The 19,836-nt window shown below is 68.4% G+C and carries 24 protein-coding genes and 1 pseudogene; 3 read left to right on the top strand and 22 right to left on the bottom strand.

Going from position 1 to position 19,836, the window contains the following annotated elements; all coding sequences use genetic code 11:
• The 3 genes and pseudogenes from ADADO0_RS00430 to ccmI all read right to left on the bottom strand — a co-directional run.
• Nucleotides 1-1,240 (bottom strand): annotated as a pseudogene (locus tag ADADO0_RS00430) (heme lyase CcmF/NrfE family subunit); the annotation flags it as partial.
• Nucleotides 1,237-1,719 carry a cytochrome c maturation protein CcmE gene (gene ccmE, locus ADADO0_RS00425; RefSeq protein WP_511303084.1) on the bottom strand — a complete coding sequence of 161 codons (483 nt, stop codon included), beginning with the start codon at nucleotides 1,717-1,719 and terminating at the stop codon, nucleotides 1,237-1,239. The gene ccmE and the pseudogene ADADO0_RS00430, both read right to left, overlap by 4 nt.
• Before the next feature lie 43 nt (nucleotides 1,720-1,762).
• Nucleotides 1,763-2,905, bottom strand: a complete 1,143-nt coding sequence (gene ccmI, locus ADADO0_RS00420) for a c-type cytochrome biogenesis protein CcmI (RefSeq protein WP_511303083.1) — start codon at nucleotides 2,903-2,905, stop codon at nucleotides 1,763-1,765.
• Between the two features lie 128 nt (nucleotides 2,906-3,033).
• Here ccmI and ADADO0_RS00415 point away from each other — a divergent pair, with 128 nt between their 5' ends.
• Complete coding sequence (locus ADADO0_RS00415; protein WP_511303082.1) at nucleotides 3,034-3,414, top strand: YidB family protein; 381 nt, start codon at nucleotides 3,034-3,036, stop codon at nucleotides 3,412-3,414.
• A 229-nt stretch (nucleotides 3,415-3,643) separates the two neighbouring features.
• On the opposite strand, the gene ADADO0_RS00410 is transcribed toward ADADO0_RS00415, so the two are convergent.
• The 5 genes from ADADO0_RS00410 to ADADO0_RS00390 all read right to left on the bottom strand — a co-directional run bounded on the left by ADADO0_RS00410 (nucleotide 3,644) and on the right by ADADO0_RS00390 (nucleotide 7,607).
• On the bottom strand, nucleotides 3,644-4,075 hold the full coding sequence (locus ADADO0_RS00410) for an RT0821/Lpp0805 family surface protein (RefSeq protein WP_511303081.1): 432 nt from the start codon (nucleotides 4,073-4,075) through the stop codon (nucleotides 3,644-3,646).
• An 88-nt stretch (nucleotides 4,076-4,163) separates the two neighbouring features.
• Nucleotides 4,164-5,549, bottom strand: a complete 1,386-nt coding sequence (locus ADADO0_RS00405) for a sensor histidine kinase (RefSeq protein WP_511303086.1) — start codon at nucleotides 5,547-5,549, stop codon at nucleotides 4,164-4,166.
• A 66-nt stretch (nucleotides 5,550-5,615) separates the two neighbouring features.
• Complete coding sequence (locus ADADO0_RS00400) at nucleotides 5,616-6,287, bottom strand: response regulator transcription factor (protein WP_511303080.1); 672 nt, start codon at nucleotides 6,285-6,287, stop codon at nucleotides 5,616-5,618.
• A gap of 218 nt (nucleotides 6,288-6,505) precedes the next feature.
• Nucleotides 6,506-6,832, bottom strand: coding sequence for a hypothetical protein (locus ADADO0_RS00395; protein ID WP_511303078.1), 327 nt, complete (start codon nucleotides 6,830-6,832; stop codon nucleotides 6,506-6,508).
• 13 nt (nucleotides 6,833-6,845) lie between these two features.
• Nucleotides 6,846-7,607, bottom strand: coding sequence for a glycoside hydrolase family 108 protein (locus ADADO0_RS00390; RefSeq protein ID WP_511303077.1), 762 nt, complete (start codon nucleotides 7,605-7,607; stop codon nucleotides 6,846-6,848).
• 105 nt (nucleotides 7,608-7,712) lie between these two features.
• Between ADADO0_RS00390 and ADADO0_RS00385 the strand changes: the two genes are divergently transcribed.
• Nucleotides 7,713-7,943 carry a hypothetical protein gene (locus tag ADADO0_RS00385; RefSeq protein ID WP_511303075.1) on the top strand — a complete coding sequence of 77 codons (231 nt, stop codon included), beginning with the start codon at nucleotides 7,713-7,715 and terminating at the stop codon, nucleotides 7,941-7,943.
• On the opposite strand, the gene ADADO0_RS00380 is transcribed toward ADADO0_RS00385, so the two are convergent.
• From ADADO0_RS00380 to ADADO0_RS00345, 8 genes are all read right to left on the bottom strand, one after another.
• Nucleotides 7,940-8,176 carry a hypothetical protein gene (locus ADADO0_RS00380; protein ID WP_511303074.1) on the bottom strand — a complete coding sequence of 79 codons (237 nt, stop codon included), beginning with the start codon at nucleotides 8,174-8,176 and terminating at the stop codon, nucleotides 7,940-7,942. The genes ADADO0_RS00385 and ADADO0_RS00380 overlap by 4 nt on opposite strands.
• A complete protein-coding gene (locus ADADO0_RS00375; protein ID WP_511303072.1) occupies nucleotides 8,173-9,000 on the bottom strand; it encodes a hypothetical protein in 828 nt (275 codons plus the stop codon). Before ADADO0_RS00375 ends, ADADO0_RS00380 begins: the two co-directional genes overlap by 4 nt.
• Nucleotides 8,997-9,320, bottom strand: coding sequence for a spike base protein, RCAP_Rcc01079 family (locus ADADO0_RS00370; protein ID WP_511303071.1), 324 nt, complete (start codon nucleotides 9,318-9,320; stop codon nucleotides 8,997-8,999). Before ADADO0_RS00370 ends, ADADO0_RS00375 begins: the two co-directional genes overlap by 4 nt.
• Before the next feature lie 28 nt (nucleotides 9,321-9,348).
• Nucleotides 9,349-10,050 (bottom strand): DUF2793 domain-containing protein, encoded by a 702-nt coding sequence (locus tag ADADO0_RS00365; RefSeq protein WP_511303070.1) that lies wholly within the window; start codon nucleotides 10,048-10,050, stop codon nucleotides 9,349-9,351.
• A gap of 310 nt (nucleotides 10,051-10,360) precedes the next feature.
• Entirely contained in the window at nucleotides 10,361-14,269 is a 3,909-nt protein-coding gene (locus tag ADADO0_RS00360; protein WP_511303069.1) for a baseplate multidomain protein megatron, read from the bottom strand.
• 124 nt (nucleotides 14,270-14,393) lie between these two features.
• Nucleotides 14,394-14,828, bottom strand: coding sequence for an NlpC/P60 family protein (locus ADADO0_RS00355; protein WP_511303068.1), 435 nt, complete (start codon nucleotides 14,826-14,828; stop codon nucleotides 14,394-14,396).
• Nucleotides 14,825-15,715, bottom strand: a complete 891-nt coding sequence (locus tag ADADO0_RS00350) for a phage/gene transfer agent baseplate hub protein (RefSeq protein ID WP_511303067.1) — start codon at nucleotides 15,713-15,715, stop codon at nucleotides 14,825-14,827. Before ADADO0_RS00350 ends, ADADO0_RS00355 begins: the two co-directional genes overlap by 4 nt.
• 17 nt (nucleotides 15,716-15,732) lie before the next feature.
• Entirely contained in the window at nucleotides 15,733-16,374 is a 642-nt protein-coding gene (locus ADADO0_RS00345; protein ID WP_511303066.1) for a phage distal tail protein, Rcc01695 family, read from the bottom strand.
• A gap of 109 nt (nucleotides 16,375-16,483) precedes the next feature.
• Here ADADO0_RS00345 and ADADO0_RS00340 point away from each other — a divergent pair, with 109 nt between their 5' ends.
• On the top strand, nucleotides 16,484-17,197 hold the full coding sequence (locus tag ADADO0_RS00340) for a hypothetical protein (RefSeq protein ID WP_511303065.1): 714 nt from the start codon (nucleotides 16,484-16,486) through the stop codon (nucleotides 17,195-17,197).
• A 172-nt stretch (nucleotides 17,198-17,369) separates the two neighbouring features.
• Here ADADO0_RS00340 and ADADO0_RS00335 read toward each other — a convergent pair whose 3' ends face one another.
• The 6 genes from ADADO0_RS00335 to gp17 all read right to left on the bottom strand — a co-directional run.
• Nucleotides 17,370-17,663 (bottom strand): phage tail tape measure protein, encoded by a 294-nt coding sequence (locus tag ADADO0_RS00335; protein WP_511303064.1) that lies wholly within the window; start codon nucleotides 17,661-17,663, stop codon nucleotides 17,370-17,372.
• Nucleotides 17,660-17,956 (bottom strand): hypothetical protein, encoded by a 297-nt coding sequence (locus ADADO0_RS00330; protein WP_511303062.1) that lies wholly within the window; start codon nucleotides 17,954-17,956, stop codon nucleotides 17,660-17,662. Before ADADO0_RS00330 ends, ADADO0_RS00335 begins: the two co-directional genes overlap by 4 nt.
• A gap of 335 nt (nucleotides 17,957-18,291) precedes the next feature.
• Nucleotides 18,292-18,489, bottom strand: a complete 198-nt coding sequence (locus ADADO0_RS00325) for a rcc01693 family protein (RefSeq protein WP_511303060.1) — start codon at nucleotides 18,487-18,489, stop codon at nucleotides 18,292-18,294.
• Nucleotides 18,486-18,842: a gene transfer agent family protein gene (locus tag ADADO0_RS00320; protein WP_511303058.1), complete on the bottom strand. Its 357-nt coding sequence runs from the start codon at nucleotides 18,840-18,842 to the stop codon at nucleotides 18,486-18,488. Before ADADO0_RS00320 ends, ADADO0_RS00325 begins: the two co-directional genes overlap by 4 nt.
• A 419-nt stretch (nucleotides 18,843-19,261) precedes the next feature.
• Nucleotides 19,262-19,669 (bottom strand): phage major tail protein, TP901-1 family, encoded by a 408-nt coding sequence (locus tag ADADO0_RS00315; protein WP_511303056.1) that lies wholly within the window; start codon nucleotides 19,667-19,669, stop codon nucleotides 19,262-19,264.
• Nucleotides 19,670-19,689: 20 nt separating this feature from the next.
• The coding region (gene gp17, locus ADADO0_RS00310) for a tail completion protein gp17 (protein WP_511303085.1) at nucleotides 19,690-19,836 on the bottom strand (147 nt) is incomplete at its 5' end.

Here is a 19,836-nt window from a genome sequence, read left to right as displayed (position 1 = left end):
TTCCACGCCAGCAGCGGGCCGAACGGCACCGCCAGCACCAGCGGCAGCATCAGCCCGCCGAAGGTCAGGTTGAAGAACGGCGGACCCACCGTGATCTTGTCGCCGGTGAAGGCTTCCAGCGCGAGCGGGTAGAGGGTGCCCACGAACACCGAAGCCGCCGCCGCCGTGAGGAACAGATTGTTCAGCACCAGCGCGCCTTCGCGCGAAATCGGCGCGAACAGGCCGCCCTGCTTCAATTGCCCGGCACGCAGCGCGAACAGGATGAAGCCGCCGCGATGAAGAAGGCGAGGATGGCAAGGATGAAAACCCCGCGCGTCGGGTCGGTGGCGAAGGCATGCACCGAAGTCAGCACGCCGGAGCGCACCAGGAAGGTGCCGATGAGCGAGAGCGAGAAGGCGAGGATGGCGAGAAGGATGGTCCAGACCTTCAGGGCGTCACGCTTCTCCATCACCACGGCGGAGTGCAGCAGCGCCGTCGCCGCCAGCCAGGGCATGAGCGAGGCGTTCTCAACCGGGTCCCAGAACCACCAGCCGCCCCAGCCCAGTTCGTAATAGGCCCAGTAGGAGCCCATGGCGATGCCGAGCGTGAGGAACACCCAGGCCGCCAGCGTCCAGGGTCGCACCCAGCGCGCCCACGCCGCATCGATCCGCCCCTCGATGAGCGCGGCCATGGCGAAGGCGAAGGAGATGGAGAGCCCGACATAGCCAAGATAAAGCAGAGGGGGATGGATCGCGAGGCCGGGGTCCTGGAGCACCGGATTGAGGTCCGCCCCCTCCGCAGGGGGAGACACCAGGCGCGTGAACGGGTTGGAGGTCAGCAGGATGAACCCCAGGAAGGCCGCAGCGATCGCCCCCTGCACCGCCAGCACATTGGCTTTCAGGCGATCCGGCAGGTTGCGGCCGAAGATCGCCACCAGGGCGCCGAACACCGAAAGCACGAGCACCCACAGGAGCATGGACCCCTCATGGTTCCCCCAGGTGCTGGTGATCTTGTAGATGGTGGGCATGCGCGAGTGGGAATTGTCCACCACGTTCACAACCGAAAAATCGGAGGTGAGATAGAGCGCCACCAGCGCGCCGAAGGCGAAGCTGATGAAGCCGAACAGCACCACGGCCACCGGCGTGCCGACACCCATCAGGGTCGCATCGCCCCGCGCTGCGCCCCAGGCCGGGATGACCGTCTGCGCCAGGGCAAGGACGAGGGCGAGGATCAGCGCATATTGGCCGAGTTCGGCGATCATCGCGCGATGCTCCCGGTGGCGGCGGACGCTTCCGGCCTTGCCTTCTGGGCGTCTTCCATCCAGTGGCCGGACTTCTTCAGGGTGTCGGCCACTTCGCGCGGCATATAGCGTTCATCGTGCTTGGCCAGCACCGTATCGGCGAAAAAGGTGCCGTCCGGCTTGAGCATGCCTTCTGCGACCACGCCCTGCCCTTCGCGGAACAGGTCCGGGAGAATGCCGGTATAGGTGATAGGGACCTTCGCGTTTCCGTCGGTGACGATGAAATGGACGTTGGTTCCCTGCTTTACCAGGCTGCCCTCTTGCACCAATCCGCCAAGGCGGAGCCGCTCGCCGGGCGCGACCTGGCGCTGCGCCACCTCGGTGGGGGTGCGGAAGAACACGATGGTGTCGTTGAAGGCCGTCAGGATCAGGCCGGCGGCGAGCCCGAGCACACCGAGCGCGACGCCGATCAATACCAGGCGGCGACCTTTGCGAGTCACGATCCCCAAACCTTTCGTGATCTTTGCACCTTGCGTGCCGATGTCACCCGCCCACTCCCAATTCCTTCGCCGTCGCGTCGATCCGCGCGCCGGCGTCCGCATCACCCGGAAACGCAGTGCGTGCGGACGTCAGCGCCCCGCGCACCTTGGTCTCATCGCCGAGAACACGCCAGACCCGCGCGAGGCGCAGCCAGCCGTCCAAATCCTTAGGGTCGGCATTCAACCGCTCCTGAAGGCGCTCCACCATGCCCTGGATCATGGCGGACCGCTGTTCGCCGGTCAGCGAACCGGCGGCGGCAACGTCCTGCGCGCTCGGTCCCGGACCGGCGATGGCCGGAGCCGCCGACCCGCCCACCCGCGCGAGCGATGCATTCACCACGCCGAGCCATGGCGCGTTGGGCGGCGATTCCCGCACCAGCTTGCTCCAAATGGCGGCGGCATCTTGGCGGCGCCCGTCCTGCTCGGCGGCGAGGCCGAGAAAATAGCGCGCCTTGGGCATGGACGGGTCGAGGACAATGGCCGCCTCGAAGGCGCGCACGGCGTCCTGGCTGACGAGGCCGTCGCCGCGCACAACCATAGCCTCTCCCAGCGCCGCCTGGCGCTCGGCGGTGGCGCCGAGCAGGCGGTTGGCCTGGGCATAGGCGCGCACGGCATCATCTGCGCGCCCGAGCTTGAGATAGACCGGGGCGATGAGGTCGTAGCCCCTGCCGTCGTTGGGATTGGCGGCGAGATGGTCCTCCACCCGGCGCACCAGGATCGCGACGTCGGTTCCATCGGGCGGCGCGGCAAGGCGGCCCGCAAGGGGAGCGCCCGGCAGGCCCGGCGTGCCCAGCTTGACGTAGAAGCCGGCCGCAATGACGGGAACCGCCACAAGCGCAACCAGGGCGGCAGCGCGGCGGCGGCGCGAGGTTGCCGCCAAGGGAGTTGATGCGTCCGGGCTGCTGACGAAGTCATCGGCCGCCAGCATGCGCCGCGCAACTTCGACACGGGCTGCCTCGACCTGCTCGGTCGGCAGGCGCCCGGCGGCCTGGTCCCGGTCGAGTTCCGCCAGTTGGTCGCGATAGACCGCAAGGTCCGCCTCACGCCCGGCGCGCTCGGTGCGCCCCCGGCTGAGCGGCCAAAGCACCGCCATCACCGCAACCGCAGTCATGAATGCGAAGGCCGCAAAGAGAGAAGCGGATATCATGGCACATGCCGTTAGCGGAGGATGCCGGCTATGCAAAGGCTGCTTTCGGTCGCGGGACGGCGTGACGCGCCCGCCTCCCGAAGGCGTGATCTGCTATAACGCGGCTGACGCAGCGACGGAGGTACCAAATGGGCCTGTTCGACCATCTGGGCGCCGCCCTCGGAAAAGGCGGCCCCTTTGCGGGTTTTCTCAATTCGGCGCTGGCAAATCAGTTGCCCGGCCGGCTGTCGGTGGCCCTGGCGTCAAGCCCCTATGAAAATCTCGACGGGCTTCTGGCGCTGTTCCGGGAGGGCGGGTTCGGCCATGAGGTGGATTCGTGGCTCGGCTCCGGCGCCAACCTGCCGATTACGCCCGAGGACATCATGGAGGTCATCGACCCCATGACCATGGGCAGCCTCGCGAGCACTTTGGGCGTGCCGCCGGCCATGTTGCCGGGCCTGGTCGCGCAATATCTGCCGGTCGTGGTGGACAAGCTGAGCCCCAACGGCACGGTGGAAATGCCGAAATAAGCGTCCCGGACGCTCTTGTCCTGGACAAGCGACGGCGCAAGCCGGAGCGCAGATCCGGGACCCAGCGCAAAGAACCGCCGAAGGCGCTTCCACCCATCTGCGAGGCTGCGCGGCGGAGATGTTTTCCACGCTGGTCGCGGGGTGACGGCTTCGCCGAAGCTGGGCGCTGGGCCCCGGATCGGCGCTCGCGCTGCGCGCTCGCTTGTCCGGGGAAAAAACCCTCCCCCCTTCAGGTCACAACCGTCCAGCCGCCTTCGGCCGTGCGGCAGGCGGCGCCGCGGGCGAGTTGGGGTTTGTTCTGGATGAAGATGGTGTGGGAGAAATCGCGGCAGCGCATATAGCCGGGGCGGGAATACGCCGGCCCCGCGACCACCGTGCCGTGCGCCCCGCTATCGCCGCGCCAACCCACGGGCGTGCCCGGCCCGCCGTCTTCGAGGGCGGCGACCTCTGCGGTGTAGGCGCGCTGGCGATCGCCTTCGTCCAGCCCGCTGCCGATGGCGTTGTTCAGCATGCCGCCCGAGGCCACCGGCGCAGGGGCGCGCGGGTCGGGCGTTCCGGCCACCGCGCTGAACAGTCCGGGCGTGGATTGGCCACCATCGGTCGCGCATCCGCCGAGCACGGCGCAAACCAAAGCGACGACAAGCAGCCTAACCGCGATCATGAAACCCGTCCTCTGCGGCGTGCACGCTGGACCTGAAGGGAAGGAATGCGGCGAAAAGGTGGCGCATGCAAGGAGGCGGAACACCGCATCATGCCGCCGGCAGCACCAGTTCGGCCCTCAGCCCGCCGATCTCAGCGGCGCCAAGTTCCAGCCGGCCGCCATAAAGCGAGGCCAGTTCCTGTACGATGGAGAGGCCGAGACCCGAGCCGGGCTTGGATTCATCGAGCCTCCGGCCACGCCGGCCCACCTCCGCCCGGCGCGCCGGCGCGAGCCCCGGCCCGTCATCGTCGATGACCAGATGAAAATAAGCGCGGTCGAACGCCTGGGCGGGCGGCTGGGCGAAAATCTCCACCTCCACCCGCCCGTGGGCCCATTTGCAGGCATTGTCGACGAGATTGCCGACCATTTCCTCGAAATCCTGGCGCTCGCCGCGAAAGCGCACATCCTCGTCGCCGCGAATCTCGATCGCGAGATCCTTGGCGCGGTGGATCTTTTCCATGGTGCGCGCCATGGCAACCAGGATCGGGCGCACCTCGCACACGGTCGCCGGCATGGAGACGCGCGCCGCCATGCGCGCCCGCTCCAGATGATGCGCCACCTGCCCGCGCATCACCCCGGCCTGGTCGCGCACGCGCTGCGCCAGCAGATCGTCCCGCGTGCCCGCCTCATTGAGCAGAATTGAAAGCGGGGTCTTCAGCGCATGGGCGAGGTTGCCGACATGCATGCGCGCCCGCTCGACGATCTCCCGGTTGGCGTCGATCAGCGCGTTGACCTCGCGCACCAGGGGGCCAACCTCCTCGGGATAATCGTCCTCCAGGCGCTCGGCTTTTCCCGAACGCACCGCCACCAGCCCCTCCGAGACGCGCCCCAGCGGGCGTAGGCCGAAGCGGATCTGGAACAGGACGATGAGCAGGAAGGCAAGGCCCAGGACCGCGAAAGTGCCGACAAGGGCAAGGTTGAAGCTTGCGATTTCCCCGTCGATTTCGGCGGCGTCGCCCGCCACCTGGATCACGAAGCGCCCATCCTGGCCGAGATCGAGGGTGCGTTCCGCCACGCGCAGGCGCTGTCCCTGGGGGCCGGTGAGGTACCCTTCGCGCAGGCCGCCCGCCCCTTCCGGCACGCTGGCCGAGAGCAGCGGCAGGGACGCATCCACGAGGGAGCGCGAGGCGCGCAAGCGCGTCACCTGCCCGTCGATGCGGGAGACCTGCCAATACCAGCCGGACATGGGAAACAGGAACAGCGGCTCGCCGAGCGCCTGCGGGGTCGGCACCTCGCCGCCCGGGCTGGTTCCCGCGACCTCTGCAACGATGGTCTTCAGGTAAATGTCGAGCCGCCGGTCGAAGGCCCGCTCAGCGCCCGAGCGATAGAGCGAGGACAGCACGAAGCCGACCACAAGCAGCACGGCCGCGGTGACGACCACCGCCGACAGGAACAGCCGGAAGGCGAGAGACCCGGCGCCGGGTTGCGGCGTCATGGCGGCGACGTCATGGGTGCAGCGGGACGCCACGTCCGGAGCCGGCCTTCCGCACGAAGGCCGGCTTCATCGCGGCGCCTCGGGCGCGGAGAGCAGATAGCCCAGGCCCCGCACGGTCTGGATCACGTCGCAGTCGATCTTCTTGCGCAGGCGGCCCACGAACACCTCGATGGTGTTGGAATCGCGGTCGAAATCCTGATCGTAGAGATGCTCCACCAACTCCGCCCGCGATACCACGCGGCCGGTGTGGTGCATCAGATAGGCCAGCAGCCGGTATTCGTGACTGGTCAGCTTCACCGGGCTGCCGTTGACCGAGACCCGGCCGGAGCGGGTATCGAGCCGCACCGGGCCGCACAAGAGTTCGCTGGAAGCGTGCCCAGTGGCGCGGCGCAGCAAGGCGCGAAGGCGCGCCAGCACCTCCTCCATGTGGAAGGGCTTGGCGACATAATCGTCCGCGCCGGCATCGAACCCCTGGACCTTGTCGCTCCAGCGGTCACGCGCCGTCAGGATCAGGACCGGCATGGTGCGGCTTGCGCGGCGCCATTTTTCCAGCACTGAGATACCGTCGAGTTTGGGCAGGCCGATATCGAGAATGACCGCGTCATAAGGCTCGGTATCGCCGAGAAACAGCCCCTCGTCGCCGTCGAACGCACTGTCCACCGCATAGCCGGCATCGCCGAGCGCGGAGACCAACTGCCGGTTCAGGTCTGGATCGTCTTCGATCACAAGAAGCCGCACGTTTCTGTTTCCCAACCGGTTGCTGCACATCCCGGCCGGACATTGCCAGAAGAAGCGCCGAGCGTCACCCATTGCGACCTGTGCAGCCCGGCGGCGGATGCGCTCACCGCCAGCCGCACAGCGCCCGGCCCACCGCATTGTGGCCCTTCGCCTGCCGGATGGTCTCGTCGCTGTCCGCCGCCGACCAGCGCAATGGCCGGGCGGCCGAGCAGAACACATCAGTTCCGCCGGAACCCGTCGTCGTCGCGCAGCCGGCCAGCATCAGCAGCGCCATCAGCAGAAGCACGCGCGCGCCGCGCGCTTTCAATCGCATGTCGGGCATCGCGTTCCTCCTTGTTCTGACGGTCACACCAGCCGCGCTGGCGCTCCCGGCGGCCGTAGGCCAGCGCGGCGAGACATGCGCCGATCACGGCACCGAGGCGCAGCGCATTGGCGGGGCCGGCGACCCGCACGACGAACAGCAGGCAGGGCACGGCAAGCGCCGCACCCGCCACGGCCTGAACCCACCAGGGCAGGCCGTAGATCAGGCTTTCAAGCAGGCTCATTCCGCCCTCCGTTTTATGCCGCCCTCCAGCGACCGATGAAGACCCAGGCGGCGATCCCCACAGCCAGCGCCACGGCGGCGGCGAGCGCCCATTGCAGCGGGCCGGGCACGGAGGCGGCATTGGCCAGCGACCCGGCCACCGCGATGGCCCCCGCCAGCGCCTCGGGCGTCTTCGCGATCTGGGCGAGCGCGAGATCGGCGGGGGATGCCTTTCCACCGCCGGGCAAAGCGCCGGTTCCCGATGCCTCGGCCTCGCCCCGCGTGTCCGCAGCCGCATCGCGCCGCACATCGGCGATGCGCGCGGCCCATCCCTTGCCGAACACCGGCCAGGTCTTCAGTCCTCGCAGCATGGCGAGGCGGCGGTCGCAGACCGCCTCGATGACGCCGGCTGTATCGGCGGCGGCGCGCGCTGCGGCGATGGTGACGGCGCCGATCTGCCCGTCGTCGGGCACACCGAGCGCACGTTGCAGCCATTTGGCGGCCTGGGCGGGCCCGGAATTCACGCCCGCATCGAACACGCAATAATCGAGGCCGGGCGGCAGATCGTCGCCGCGCACGGCATCCCAATATTGCCTGCGGTAGATCTCCTGAAGTTCGCCCGGCTCGAGCAGTTTGACGCTACGGGGCGAAACACCCCTGCCCTTCCGGTAGGCGTCATAGACCCGCTGGATCACCCCTTTGTTGGTCGGCCCGCCGGGGTCCGCCGGGTGGTTGGAATAGCCGCCTTCGTGGCGCAGCACGCGTGCGAGCGCCGCGCCGAAACTGGACGCCGTCATTCGGGTCTCCTATGATTTTTCGCGATGGGACGCCGGGGGGTTACACATCGAATGGGTCGGCACGCATCCGGGGGGCATGCGTAGCCTGAGGACGGGACGCTTTTGATGGAGAAGATACTCGCGCGGATCTTCCTGATCGTGCTTCTGTGCGTTCTGACCTTTGTTTTTTATTTGCAGGTGAACCAGCTCGGGATGCTGATGCCGATCCGCTTTCTGATGAGCGTGGCGAAGCGCAAGGATGAGATCGAGTGCTTCTATTTTACCGGCGTGACGATCCAGAAAATAACCTTCCACAACGCTCAGCTTGCCTGCCCGAACTGGGTTGACATCTTCTAGGACGCGGGGATTTCCAGGTCCGCTGGCCACTCTTGCACCGCGATCTGCCTTTGGGGCAGACCTGACAATGCACCATGGCGCGATGCATGCTCCGGGTCCGCCAGCACGGCCACCGGAAGCACCCACGTCACGCCATCTGCCAGCAGCAACGGGTCCAGAGCCGCGCCGGAAGCGGTGGCGCCGCGAACACCGGCGGCTTGTTCGGTGTCGAGAATGATGTGCAGGTCGGTCATGCAGCACCCACTGCGGTGAGATAGGCCAAGAGGGCGGAGTAGAGGGCGGCGTTCTCACCCGGCGTAAGCCCACCGCCGATGAACACGGCTGCGTAATGGCGGGGGCTCAACTGCACGGGCGCGCCGCTGCTGTTGATCGCCCCGACGAAGACCGGCAGGTTTCCGAGCCCGGTCGACGCGCTCACGATGGTGGCCGATGGCGCCCCGTTGATGTACTTCTGCCCCACCGCCGCACCCGTCCGCGACCAGGCGAAAAAGCCGAGGGAGTTCGTGCACACACTGTCCGACAAGCCGCCTCCACCGGACACAGTGTTGGCAATAGCGCGGAAGGTGTTGTCGGAAGGCGAGGTGTAACGGCAAGCAATAATCGCGGCATGTGCGGTGTTCTGGCCCATATCACCGTACAAGCCGAGGCTGTCGGTTCGACTCCACAGGCCCATCGCGGCGCTGTTCTGGGCGAACCTCCCACCCGCCACCGCGGGGACAAACCCCGTGTCGAGGTAGGAGGAGGTCCCGTTGCCCTGGTATCCCCGGTCGGCGGTGAAGGTCGGCGAATTCACCGCCGTGAGATTGTATTGATCCGCGATCCAGTTGAGACGCGCCGCCTGGGCGCTGTGGGCGGCCAGCAGATAAAGCGCATCGAGCTTCTGCCAGACCCCTGCCGCGACCAAGGCCGCGACCAGGGTGAAGATTTGCCCCGAACGGGGCGCTGAGGCCGCCGGCGACATGCGCGCGATGAGCGCCGCCGCCTGCGCGCCGCCTGGAGCATGGGCGCGCCCGCGATAGACGGCAGCGCTGGGAAGGCCGAGGCCGGACCGGGTCATCGGTCGCTCAAGGCATAAAGGGCGATGCCCGCCGTGGTGCCGGTCGCCCAGACGCGCCGCACCTGCGCCGGGGGCAGCGGCTGAAGGCCGGGCTGGGCGAGCACATCCACCGTCGTGGCATCGCTCGCAGCACCGACGCAGGTGATGCGCACGCTCGCCTCCCCGCCCGCGACGCTCACCGGCACATAGACCCACAGCGATTTGGCGTAGGGGGAAAGATCCTCGGTGTCGGACGGCGTCAGCCGGCGCATCAGCCGGGCCGGAGAGGAGGCGGAGGGCGCAAGCGTGCGCAACGGATCGCGCGTGGGATCATAGGCCATGGAGGGTCTCCGTAAGGGAAGGGAAGGCTCAGGCGGATGGGGCGGCGCACAGGATCAGATGGATCGCGAGGCGCACCTTTCCGCCGGTGAAGGCGCCGCCATTTGCGCTCAGGCGCACGGGCGTCGGCGTATAGAAGGCGGTGGGGCCGATGACCCCGATGTTGACCGATCCCGGCGCCGCGCCGAGCAGGCCGCCGAACTTCGACCGCTCGCCGGGGATGCCGCAATCGTAGGAGGACGCGCCCGTCACGGCCTCCAGGGTGCGGGCCGAAACACCCAGCACAATGCCCCGGTCCGGGATGACAATGGCCGCATCGGTGCTCGCACCTGAGAGCACCACGTCGCCTTCCAGCACCCGCGCATCCACCGCCGCGCCATGGACGCTCGCGGCCAGCGGCGAGACGAAGGCGGTGCCGTCGAACAGGCGCGCGCGGCCCTCGTCGGCGACATAGGCCAGGAAGCCGGGGCGGATGTCGTAGAAGTCCCACGCGCCCGCCTCATAGGCGGCGATGGTGCCCGCCCTGCCCGCCCACACCCCACTGGCGCCCGCCGGCACGAACCAGCATTGGCCGTCCGAGGGTGCGCCGGGCGGTGCAAGGGTGCTCACGCTTGCCAGCAGCGGCTGCGTCAGCGCATCGAGCTGCCGGATCGCGGAATTGTGGGTGACATGCTTCTGCGCCTGCGCGGCGGCGATATAGGGCAGGCCCAGGCGGGCCGTCGTGTCTGTCATGGGTGCGTTCCCGTGTATGGTTTTGCCTCTCCCCAGGGCGGGGAAGAGGCAGGGATGGGAAAGGTTTGTCCCGCACAAGCGACGGCGCAGCCGGAGCGCAGATGCGGGACCCAGCGCAAAAGTTCGGCAAAGCCGTCACCCCGCGACCAGCGCCCTGCATCATCGCCGCGAGGCGACGCTGATGGGCTGAAGCGCCTTTGGCGGTGCCTTGCGCTGCCCCCCGGCTCGGCGCTCCAGCTTTGCTGTCGCTGGGCCGGGGAAAGACTGCGGCGTGGACAGTCAAAATGCGGGGGCAGCACCCCGCGTCGGCTCAAACCGCAAGCGTCGCCTGCGAGAAGGCACCCGGGCCGAGGGTCGCGGATACCTGCGCGACGCGGAACGTAATCGCCGCGAGCGGGGCGCCGAAATCGGCGGTTTCCAGCGCCGTGGGATAGACCAAGGCGGGCGCCGTAAGATCAAAACTCCGACGCACGTCCGCCCCGTCGAGAATGTCCAACCGGTAGGCTTCCACGGCCTCGCCAAGCGGCGCATCCGCCGCGTCCCAGTCGCCATCCGCGCGGGTGCGCCGGATGAAGGAAAAAGCGATGCCGTCGGTGGTCCTGCGCGCCGCGAGATGCACCGGCGACAGGGGCCGCAGCGCCCGCCCGCCGACCATGCCGGAGACCTCGCGGACCATCTCGTCGCCATGGTCCCGGTCGGCCCGCCCGACGCGGTAGATGAAGCTGCGGCCGAAGGCCGACAGCCCGCTCGCGCCCACCGCGAGGTTGCGGTCGATCAGCACGAAGCCTGTTCCCATCGGCCAGCTTTCCGTGCCGGCCATTTCCGTGCCCGCCTGCCCGCGCAAAAACCCGGACAGCGCATAGATGCCGGTGTCGAGCAGGTCCGCGTCGCTGAACTGGATGATCTCCGGCTCCCGCCCGTCCGCGATGAGAACGAGCGCATTGGCCCCATCCAGCACCTGGGTCTGTGCCGCCCCTGCCAGCAGCCCGCCGGAGACCCGCACCGTGAGGCGCGAGGACCAGTCGAACCGCCAGCGCGGGCCGGGCGGGAGAGCGTCCAGCGTCTCGCCCAGGGTCGCCGGCGCACCGATGGCGGCGACCGCCTCGAAACTCGCGCCGTCGGTCGAGCGCCACAGCGCGAGCGTCCCCGGCCAGGGCGCGGCGAACGCCGCCACATGCAGCAGCGGCACCGGATCCGCCGCCTCCAGCAGCGGCAGATCGAGCAGGCGCACCTCCGGGGGGCCGAAGGTCGCGGGCAGCGACACACGTCCTCCCGCCGCCGGACGCTGGGCGGTCTCGAACACCTCCGGCTCGATCGAGCGCGCCGTCACCGCGCGCCCCTCGGTATCCTCGATGCGGGTGATCTCCAGCAGTCGGCTTCGCCCGTCCGCGGTCAGTTCCACCACGTCGCCAGGGACCAGCGCGAGGCTTGAGGGCGGCAAGCCGAAGGTGGCGGTCTCGCGTCCGGCCCACAGATCCTGAAGCCAGATATCGGCCGCGCGTCCCATGGCGGCGGGGCTTGCCACGACAGGCATTTCGGTGCGCGCGCTGTGCCGGCTCGTTCCCACCAGGCGGCGCGAAGACACCGTGGCCGTGCGATAGTCCGCGCCCGCATCGGTGAAGCTCAGCCCCACCTCCAGCGGCAATTCGCTCTCCTGGGCGCGCACCAGGGAGAGCGCCGGGCGGTCCGGTTCCAGCACCAGGTCGGCATCGGAAATCTGCGCCACCACGGGGCCGCCGCGCGGCGAAAAATGGATGTCGCCGCCCTGCTCGCGTGCCTCGAAGGCGAAGGCCCGCGCCAGCGGCTCCAGCGCCGCGCGGGCGGACATGGGCCGGTCCACCACATAGCCGTCCACCACGCCAATGATGTCTCGGGAAACGATCTCGCTCACGCCGTGATCGGCGCACAGCACGCGCACCAGATCGCCCAGCGGCGCCGCGCCAAGACGGCCCGTGAGCCAGTGGCCGGTCTCCCAATTCGCCCCATCCGCCCACACCGATGTGGCGAGCGGAAATTGCGGATAGGGCCGCGCATCCCAGGTCCACAGGAACACGCAGCCCGGCTCCACCATGCGCCCCGCGTAGAGGCTGGCGGGGGGATTGTCGGCATCATCCGCGCCGGCCGTCGGCTCGAAGGTGGCCAGCACCGCTTCGAGCACGCGGCGCTGGATGAAATCGTCGCGCCGCGCGTTGGAGAACGGGGGATAGCCACCTTCCGAGGATTTGGCGTCGGGAAAGGCGCTCGGGCGGTTCGCGCCCTTGTCCACGGCCGGGCAGCCGGCCTCCATCAGCCGGATCGGCTTGGACCCCGGAACCCACGAGGTGGATACAGCACGGCGCACCCCGGCATTGCGCGCATGATGCGCCGCGCCCCACCAGGTCCACAGGTCCTTCTGGCGATAGATCGCGGGTTCGCCATAGGCGCCATCGGCGATGGGAAGGCGGGCCTGCGCGAGGCGCGCGGCTTCGTCTGGATAATACCAGTCATAGGCCTCGCCTGCCCGCAGCCGCGACTTGAGATAGGCCGGGCCGTAGATCGACGGTGACGCCTGCGCATCGAGATGGGCCGCACCGTCGCGCCAGTCCGAAAGCGGCGGATAGTAATCGATGCCGACGAAATCCACCTCGGGCGCGGACCAGAGCACATCGAGCGGAAACCGCACGTCGCCGCCTTCGAAAACCTGGGCGCCATATTCGGTCCAGTCGGCGGCATAGGAGACCTTGGTGTGGGGACCGACGATGCCCTTCACATCCGCCGCGAGCTGCGCCAGTGCCTCCGCCGCCGGAAAGCCGGAAGCGCCCGGCACACGCGTCAGCGCCGCCATCTCTGAGCCGATCAGGATCGCTTCGACCCCACCGGCAAGCTCGGCGAGACGGGCATAGTGCAGCACCATGCGGCGCAGGCTCCATTCCGCCGGCCCGCCATAGAGCACAAGCCCGGCATAGAGATAGAAGTGCCCCGGCTGCGCCGCGCCGAACAGATGGGCCACCTGCGCATCCGCCGCCGCCGTGCCCGCCACGGAACCGGGTTGGCCGGGCGCGGGATCGCAGGTGATGCGCCCGCGCCAGGGATAGGCGGGCTGGTCGGCGGCGCCGGTCCAGGGGTCCTCCCGGGCGTTGCCGGGGGCGATATCCATCATCACGAACGGGTTCAGCGTCACCTTGATGCCGCGCGCATTCAGCGCCTGGATCGCCGCCACCACGCTGGCATCGGCCGGCGTTCCGCCATAGGCCGGCGTGCCGTCATGCAGCGAAGTCGCCTGCGCCAGGATGCGCGCCGTGCCGCTCACCATCCAGGCATAAGGCGTAGTGGATTTCGCCACCAGATCCACCTTCGGGCGGACGGTGCACACACCGGCGCGCAGATCATCGCCGAACCAGGACACCACGAGCGACACGCGCTCGAGGTTCGGGCACACCGCGAGAAGCTGGTCCAGGGACGCCGCGAAATCGCTGGCGGCGGACACCACATGGCGGTTTTCCGCACCATAGGCGCCCGCCCCCACCACCCGCTGCACCTGGCGCGGGTCATAGCCAAACTCGGTGGCGCCGGGGATCATCGTCACGGCCTTGATGCTGGGCTCCAGCGTCCCCACCGCCCGCTCCACCTCCACCGTAATCTGCGGCACGCGATTGCCGAACGCGGCCAGCGGCAGGCGCTCGAACACCAGATAGGCAAGCCCCCGATAGCCCGGCGCGCCGGCCGCGCCCTGCTTGGCCGCGATCCAGGGATCGGCCTCCTGATCCGGCGTCCCGAGATAGGTGCGGATGGTCAGCGCAGTATCGTCGAGCGGCTTCCCATCGGCCCAGATGCGGCCGATGCGGGTCACCGGCCCCTCACACAAGGCGAGGGCGAAATTGGCGAAATAGGAATAGCGCACGGTGGTGGTCGTGGCGCTTGAGCTGCGCCCGCTCTTGCCGCCAGAGGACTGCACCTGGGTGGAGACCACCTCCTCCAGCCGCGTCGCCCAGATCACCTGCCCCGAAAGGCGCGCGCGGCCGTAAATGCGCGGGATCGGCGCGCCCGCGCTGGAGGTCATCACATCGAGATCGGAGAGGCGCGGCCCCTCCACCGTGCGGCTGCGCCCGCCGCCGGAGAGCGCGGCATCCACCACCGCCCCGCCGACCGCGCCGAGCGCCCGCCCCGCGATCGCCCCGATCGGCCCAAACAGCGCACCGCCCACCAGCGATCCCGCCGCGCCCAATAGCAGCGTCGCCATGTTCGTCTCCGATTTATTGGGGGGTTGAGGGCATCTCTGCCTTGCCGCAGAGCAGCCGAGATCCCCTCCCCCGCAAGCGGGAGAGGGCTTTAAGGGCAACCTCGCCGGACATCACCCGGGCCCCTCACACCCCCGGAAAGGCGAACGCCAAAGCGAGGCGGCGGTGCCACCAGGGGATGAGCGGGCTTTCGCAGACGCAGGCGCCGTCGTAGGCGTGGATCATCTTCCCCGGCGCGCTGAGGATGGCGGCGTGCTTGGCCGGCAAGTGCGCGCGGAAGCGGAACAGCAGGACATCGCCCGGCACGATCGCCTCCAGCGCCACCGGAACCATGTGCCGCGCGGCGGTGAGCGCGAGCGTCTCAGTGCGGCCCGCTTCAGCCCAGTCGGGCGCGTAGGACGGCATCGCCTCCGGCTCCGGACCAATCACCGCGCGCCAGACACCGCGCACCAGGCCGAGGCAGTCCGCCCCCGCCCCGCGCACCGAGGCGCGGTGCAGATACGGCGTGCCGATCCAGGCCCGCGCCTCTGCCAGAATGGCCTCCCGCGACACCCCGCTCACGACAGCACCGAGCCATCGTGGCCGCCTTCTCCGGGCACGGCGAAGGCGATGACGAAATCATTCCCCGGCATCTGCGGAAAGCCGCGAAAATTAAGCGCGTTGGCGAAGCGCTCGCGGCAGGTGGCAAACCGCTTGTCGCAGCCCGCCGAGATGGAAAATCCATCACCAGACACAACTGCATGGACCGGCCTCTGCCAGAGCTGGAGCACCACGCCGGAGGCGTCAGTGGAATGGGCCTTCACCTCGGTGGCGAAGCCCGTGTTGGCGCCGGAGGTGAATGTAAGGCGGCCATCGGTGAAAGACCCCGCTGCGAACTCCCCCAGCCCTAAAACCACGAGCCGCAAGGCGCCGTCCACAAGGCTCACGACACCGGCGCCGCTGAAGGCGGGCGCGGACAGGTTCACGCCGCAGCGCGCATCGCCGAGATCGGCGTCGCAGAGCGCGCCGAACACCCGGCCACGGGTCTGGTTCAGCGCGTCCGAGGGACTGCGCAATTCGGCCGCGAACGCCCCACCCTCGCGGCGCACTTCGCCGATGGTTCCGTGCCGCAGCAGCAGGTGATTTTCCGGCGCCGACCAGTCGATCAGAAGGTGGTCCACACCGGCTCCGTCATAGACGCCGGAGGCGAGATCCGCTTCGCTTAAGCTGGCATCGCTGAGCGCCCCGTGAAGCTCGGTTCCGGTTACGCCGAGCCCCTGCGCGAGCGCGCTTTCGCTGCCCGTGATGCCCGACGCGGCGATGAATGTAACGCCCGCCACGACCAGGTCGCGGTCATGGTCGGTGAAGCCCTGCACCAGGCCGTCGCTGCGGGTGATCCGCCAGCCGTGGCAAAGGGTTGTCGCGCCCTCATCCAGCATGGCCTGGAGCGCGGATGGAACCTCTCTCATGATGCCCCTCTCCCGCCTCAGGGGCGGATTTCGATGATGGGAATGCGGGGGATATCTCCGGCCGCGAATGCGGTGAGATTCACCTCCAGAAAATCCGTGTCGAAGCGCACCGGAACGTCGAATAAAAACCCCGCACTGACCCGCGCGCCGGGCGCTGGAATATGGCCCGGCAGGAAGGTGACGAGGCCGCGCGTGGGATCGCATGCGAAGGCAATGCCCTCCACCTGCTCCACCTCCGCAACGGCCACCCGCACGCTGCCCGAAACCGGCTTCGCGATGGGCCGCGCATAGGGCGCGTGGAGCGCCCCATAAGTCTTGACGATTGGGAAGATCACGCGGCTTCCATCGCCGGTTCCGATGGTCTGGTCGGTGGCGGAAACGGTGGTGCCGGAGGCGGCGGAAACATGGTCCAGCCGGTCGCGCCAGCGGAAGCCGTAGAGGCGTCCGCGCCGCTCCTCGAAGAAGGCCACGACATCGCGCAGCGCGGCCAATGTCTTCACGCCATATCCGGCGTCGAATCTGCGTCGCGAATCAGCCCGCCGGGCATTTCGCTCCTCACGGCCGCTGACGCTGGCAACAACTTCCGTGACACGTTCCGGCCCACCCGATGCCCCCAAAGCGACATCAAGTGGGAACAAAATCTCATGAAAGGCGGGCATATTCTTTGCTTTCTTGTCAATTCTGATGGTTTTTTCAATATCCGCTGGGTTGACATAGTCTATTCACACGCTTTGACTTGCCCCTCCTCATAGAGGATGGAGCCAAAGCATGGCCACGAAGCCTGAGAAAAAGCCCGCCGCCGCCGCTGCCAAAGCGCCCGCGAAAGCCGCCGCCAAAGCACCTGCAAAGGCACCTACGAAGGCTGCCGCCAAGCCTGCTGCAGCGGAACCGAAGATTGTGAAGAAGGCCGCTGCGAAAGCGCCGGTTAAGGCCCCCGAAGTGAAGGCCGAGGTTGCCCCCGTGAAGGCGCCTGCGAAGGCGCCCAAGGCGACCGCGAAGCCCGCTGCCGCGCCCAAGGCGGCCGCCCCCCCCAAGGCTGCTGCTGCAAAACCCGCCGCCGCGCCGAAGCCCGCCGCGAAGGCTGCTCCCGCCAAGGCCGCACCTGCCAAGGCTGCTCCCGCAAAGCCCGCGCCTGCCAAGCCCGTGGCTGCAAAGCCGGCGGCTAAGGCGGCCGCAAAGCCTGCTGCCAAGCCGGCGGCCGCGCCCAAAGCTGCTGCAAAGCCTGCTGTTGCCGCGAAGCCTGCCGCCGCGCCCAAAGCCGCTCCGGCCCCAAAGGCCCCTGCTGCTCCGAAGGCCGCTCCTAAGGCTGCCGCGAAGCCTGCCGCTGCCCCGAAGGCGGCTGCCGCTCCCAAAGCTGCCGCGAAGCCGGTTGCTGCACCCAAGGCCGCTGCAAAGCCGGCTGCCGTGAAGGCTGCTGCGCCTGCCGCGAAACCCGCTGCAAAGCCCGCCGCCGCCCCCAAGGCGAAGGCGCCCAAGAAGTAGTTTCCCCCTCAGGGCCACGGCCCTGATGCCGGACCCGGTTTCCGGGTTCGCACATGGTGCCGGAGGAGTTGATCCTCCGGCCGTTTCCCCGCCTGGACGGCATCGCCCAGAACACTTGGAATTCCAGAGTACTTGGAATTACTTTGCGCCCTTCTGCGCAAAGAGATGCCGGTCACGCCCCGCGCTGACCACGCGACACCGCCCGCGCGACGAGCCCCGAAAGATACACTTCGGAACGGCGGAAGGCACCGGGATCGGGCGCCGTGACATTCACCACCACCGAAGCACGGGCCGCCCCGCCGTCCATGCGCACGCCGAGCGCACCATCGGCGCCGCGCGACAGCGGCAAGATGGCTTCGGCACCCTTTTCGCCCATCAGGCCGGTGCCGCCGGCGAGCGGAAAATAGGTTGGCGAAGCCACAACCCCGCCGTTCGCGAACGGACGCACCGCGCCGTGCGAAATCACCCGCCTTCGGCGAAGGCGGAGGTGCCGAGCAGGCTGGAAAAGAAGCCGGAAATCCCCTGCTCCACCGGCTTGAGGGCCAGGTTGAGCGCAAGCCCCGACAGACGCTGCCCGATGCCCTGCACCACATCCCCGACATCCCGCCCCTTCACCGCCACGCCGACGAACGCATCGCCCAGTGTGCTGGCGAAACTGCGCGTCAGGCGCTCGGTATCCGCAAGCTCGGCTCTGAAGGCGCGGGTATCCGCACCGATCCCCACCGAAATGCTATCTACAGGGGCATCGAGCGTGGCCATGGGTTGTCCTTTGATGTGAGTGGATTTGGCGGCACACGGCGCCGCATAAACTTCGGCAGAGCCGGCAGCGCACGCGCGCTGTTCCCTCTCCCGCTTGCGGGGAGGGTTAGGGAGGGGGAATTGGTGAGACATGGCCAGGGGATCGAACTTCTTCTGAGGCTCCTGCCCCCTCCCCAGCCCTCCCCCGCAGGCGGGAGAGGGGGGCCACCGTGCACTACGCAATAAGACCCAGCGGGTAAGCCTTCTACATTCGAAATCTCAACCGCGAACAATAAAGGCCGATCGCGGCCATCTATCCGAAGTAAAAATATATTCGAATATTTGAGATCACGGCCTCACCCATCCGGAAACCGACGCATCAGCGCGTCCAGTCCGGCGCGGTCGAGGCGGGCGTCGGCGCGCGCGCCGGCGCCCAAGGCGGCGGCCAGTTCACGCGGTGTCATGCGCCAGAAATGCGCGGGCGGAAGCCGCAGATGGCCGAGGCCGGCGTGCATTGCCGCGTCCCAGGGAAACGGCTCCGCGCCGGTGCTCACGCCCTCGGCGGCGACGTAGGGCGCGGGCTGTCCCCGCTCGCCTCCTGCGTCCCGAACGTGGCGGCGAGAAGGGCGTTGACCAGGCGCACGCAGCCCACCGCGCCATCATCCACGCGCATGGCGCCGACCTCGGCCTCGGTCACGCTTTCGCCCGCGCCGTTGAGCCCGGCGGCGATGATGCGGGCGGCATCGCGGGCGGCCAGCCGGCCCTTGCCGAAGCTTTCAGCCAGCGCCATCAGGTCGGCCGCACCGAACGCCTGTTCCAGCTCCGCGAGGGCGCCGAGGGTCAGCACCAGCGTGCGGCGCCGGCCATCCAGCACCCCCTCCACTTCACCGCGCCGGGCATTGGCCATGGGTGTCTCCTTTTAGGTTGAATCCCCTCTCCCGCTTGCGGGGGAGGGTTAGGGAGGGGGAAATGGTGCGGGGCGGGAATGTGCGGCTCTTGCCTGAGGCTCCTGCCCTCTCCCCAGCCCTCCCCCGCAAGCGGGAGCCCCGCGAAAGGGATCTCGCAAACTCCCACGGTTCGTTAAGTGCAGAGGTCGGGCTGTTTTTACCTCTCCCCGAGGGGGAGAGGTCGGCAGCGAAGCTGCCGGGTGAGGGGCTCGGACATCTCAGGACTGGAAAGGGTTGCCCCCCTCACCCCAACCCTCTCCCCGTCGGGGAGAGGGAGCATGGCGTGGTCACTCGAGAAACATCACCAATCCCGCGCCAGCTCCTTTCGCTGAAGTCTCGCAAGCGGGAGAGGGGGCGACCGTGCTGAAGGCGATCCCCCTCACAGCGCGGCGAAGGTGATTTCGCCCGCGCTCTCAAGGGAGAGGTCGAACGTGACTTCGCGGTCGTGCTCGGCGCCCAGCTCCAGGCCGGTGATCTGGAACGGACCGCTCACGGTGCCGAAGTCCGGGATCAGGATCTGACAATCCCGCAGCGTCCCGTCGAAGAAGGCGGTGCGCACCAGGGCGTCGGAGGCGGCATCCTTGAACACGCCGGAGCCGGAGACGCTGGCGCGCTTCAGCCCCGCCCCGGCGAGCAATTCGCGCCAGCGGCCGGCGGAGTCCGAATGGGTCACGTCCACGCTCTGCGCGTTGAACGACAGGCGGCGCGAGCGCAGCCCGGCGACGGTCACATAGGACATGCCGTCATGGATTTTCAGCAGCAGGTCCTTGCCCTTCTGCGCGGCCATTGTTTTCTCCTCGATCTATCTCAGATTGGCTCGGTCACGGCGCGAAAGCGGACCAGCGCGTGATAGGTGCGCCCGTCGCCCTCGCGGCGGACTTCGGCGGTGGTGGTGCGCAGATTGGCGAGCCGGTGGCCCTCCAGCGCGAGCGGTGCGTCGTGCAGCGCCTGTTG

Source organism: Aquabacter sp. (genome assembly GCF_965279295.1).
Classification (GTDB): Bacteria; Pseudomonadota; Alphaproteobacteria; order Rhizobiales; family Xanthobacteraceae; genus Aquabacter.
This window is presented reverse-complemented; position numbering and strand designations above follow the sequence as displayed.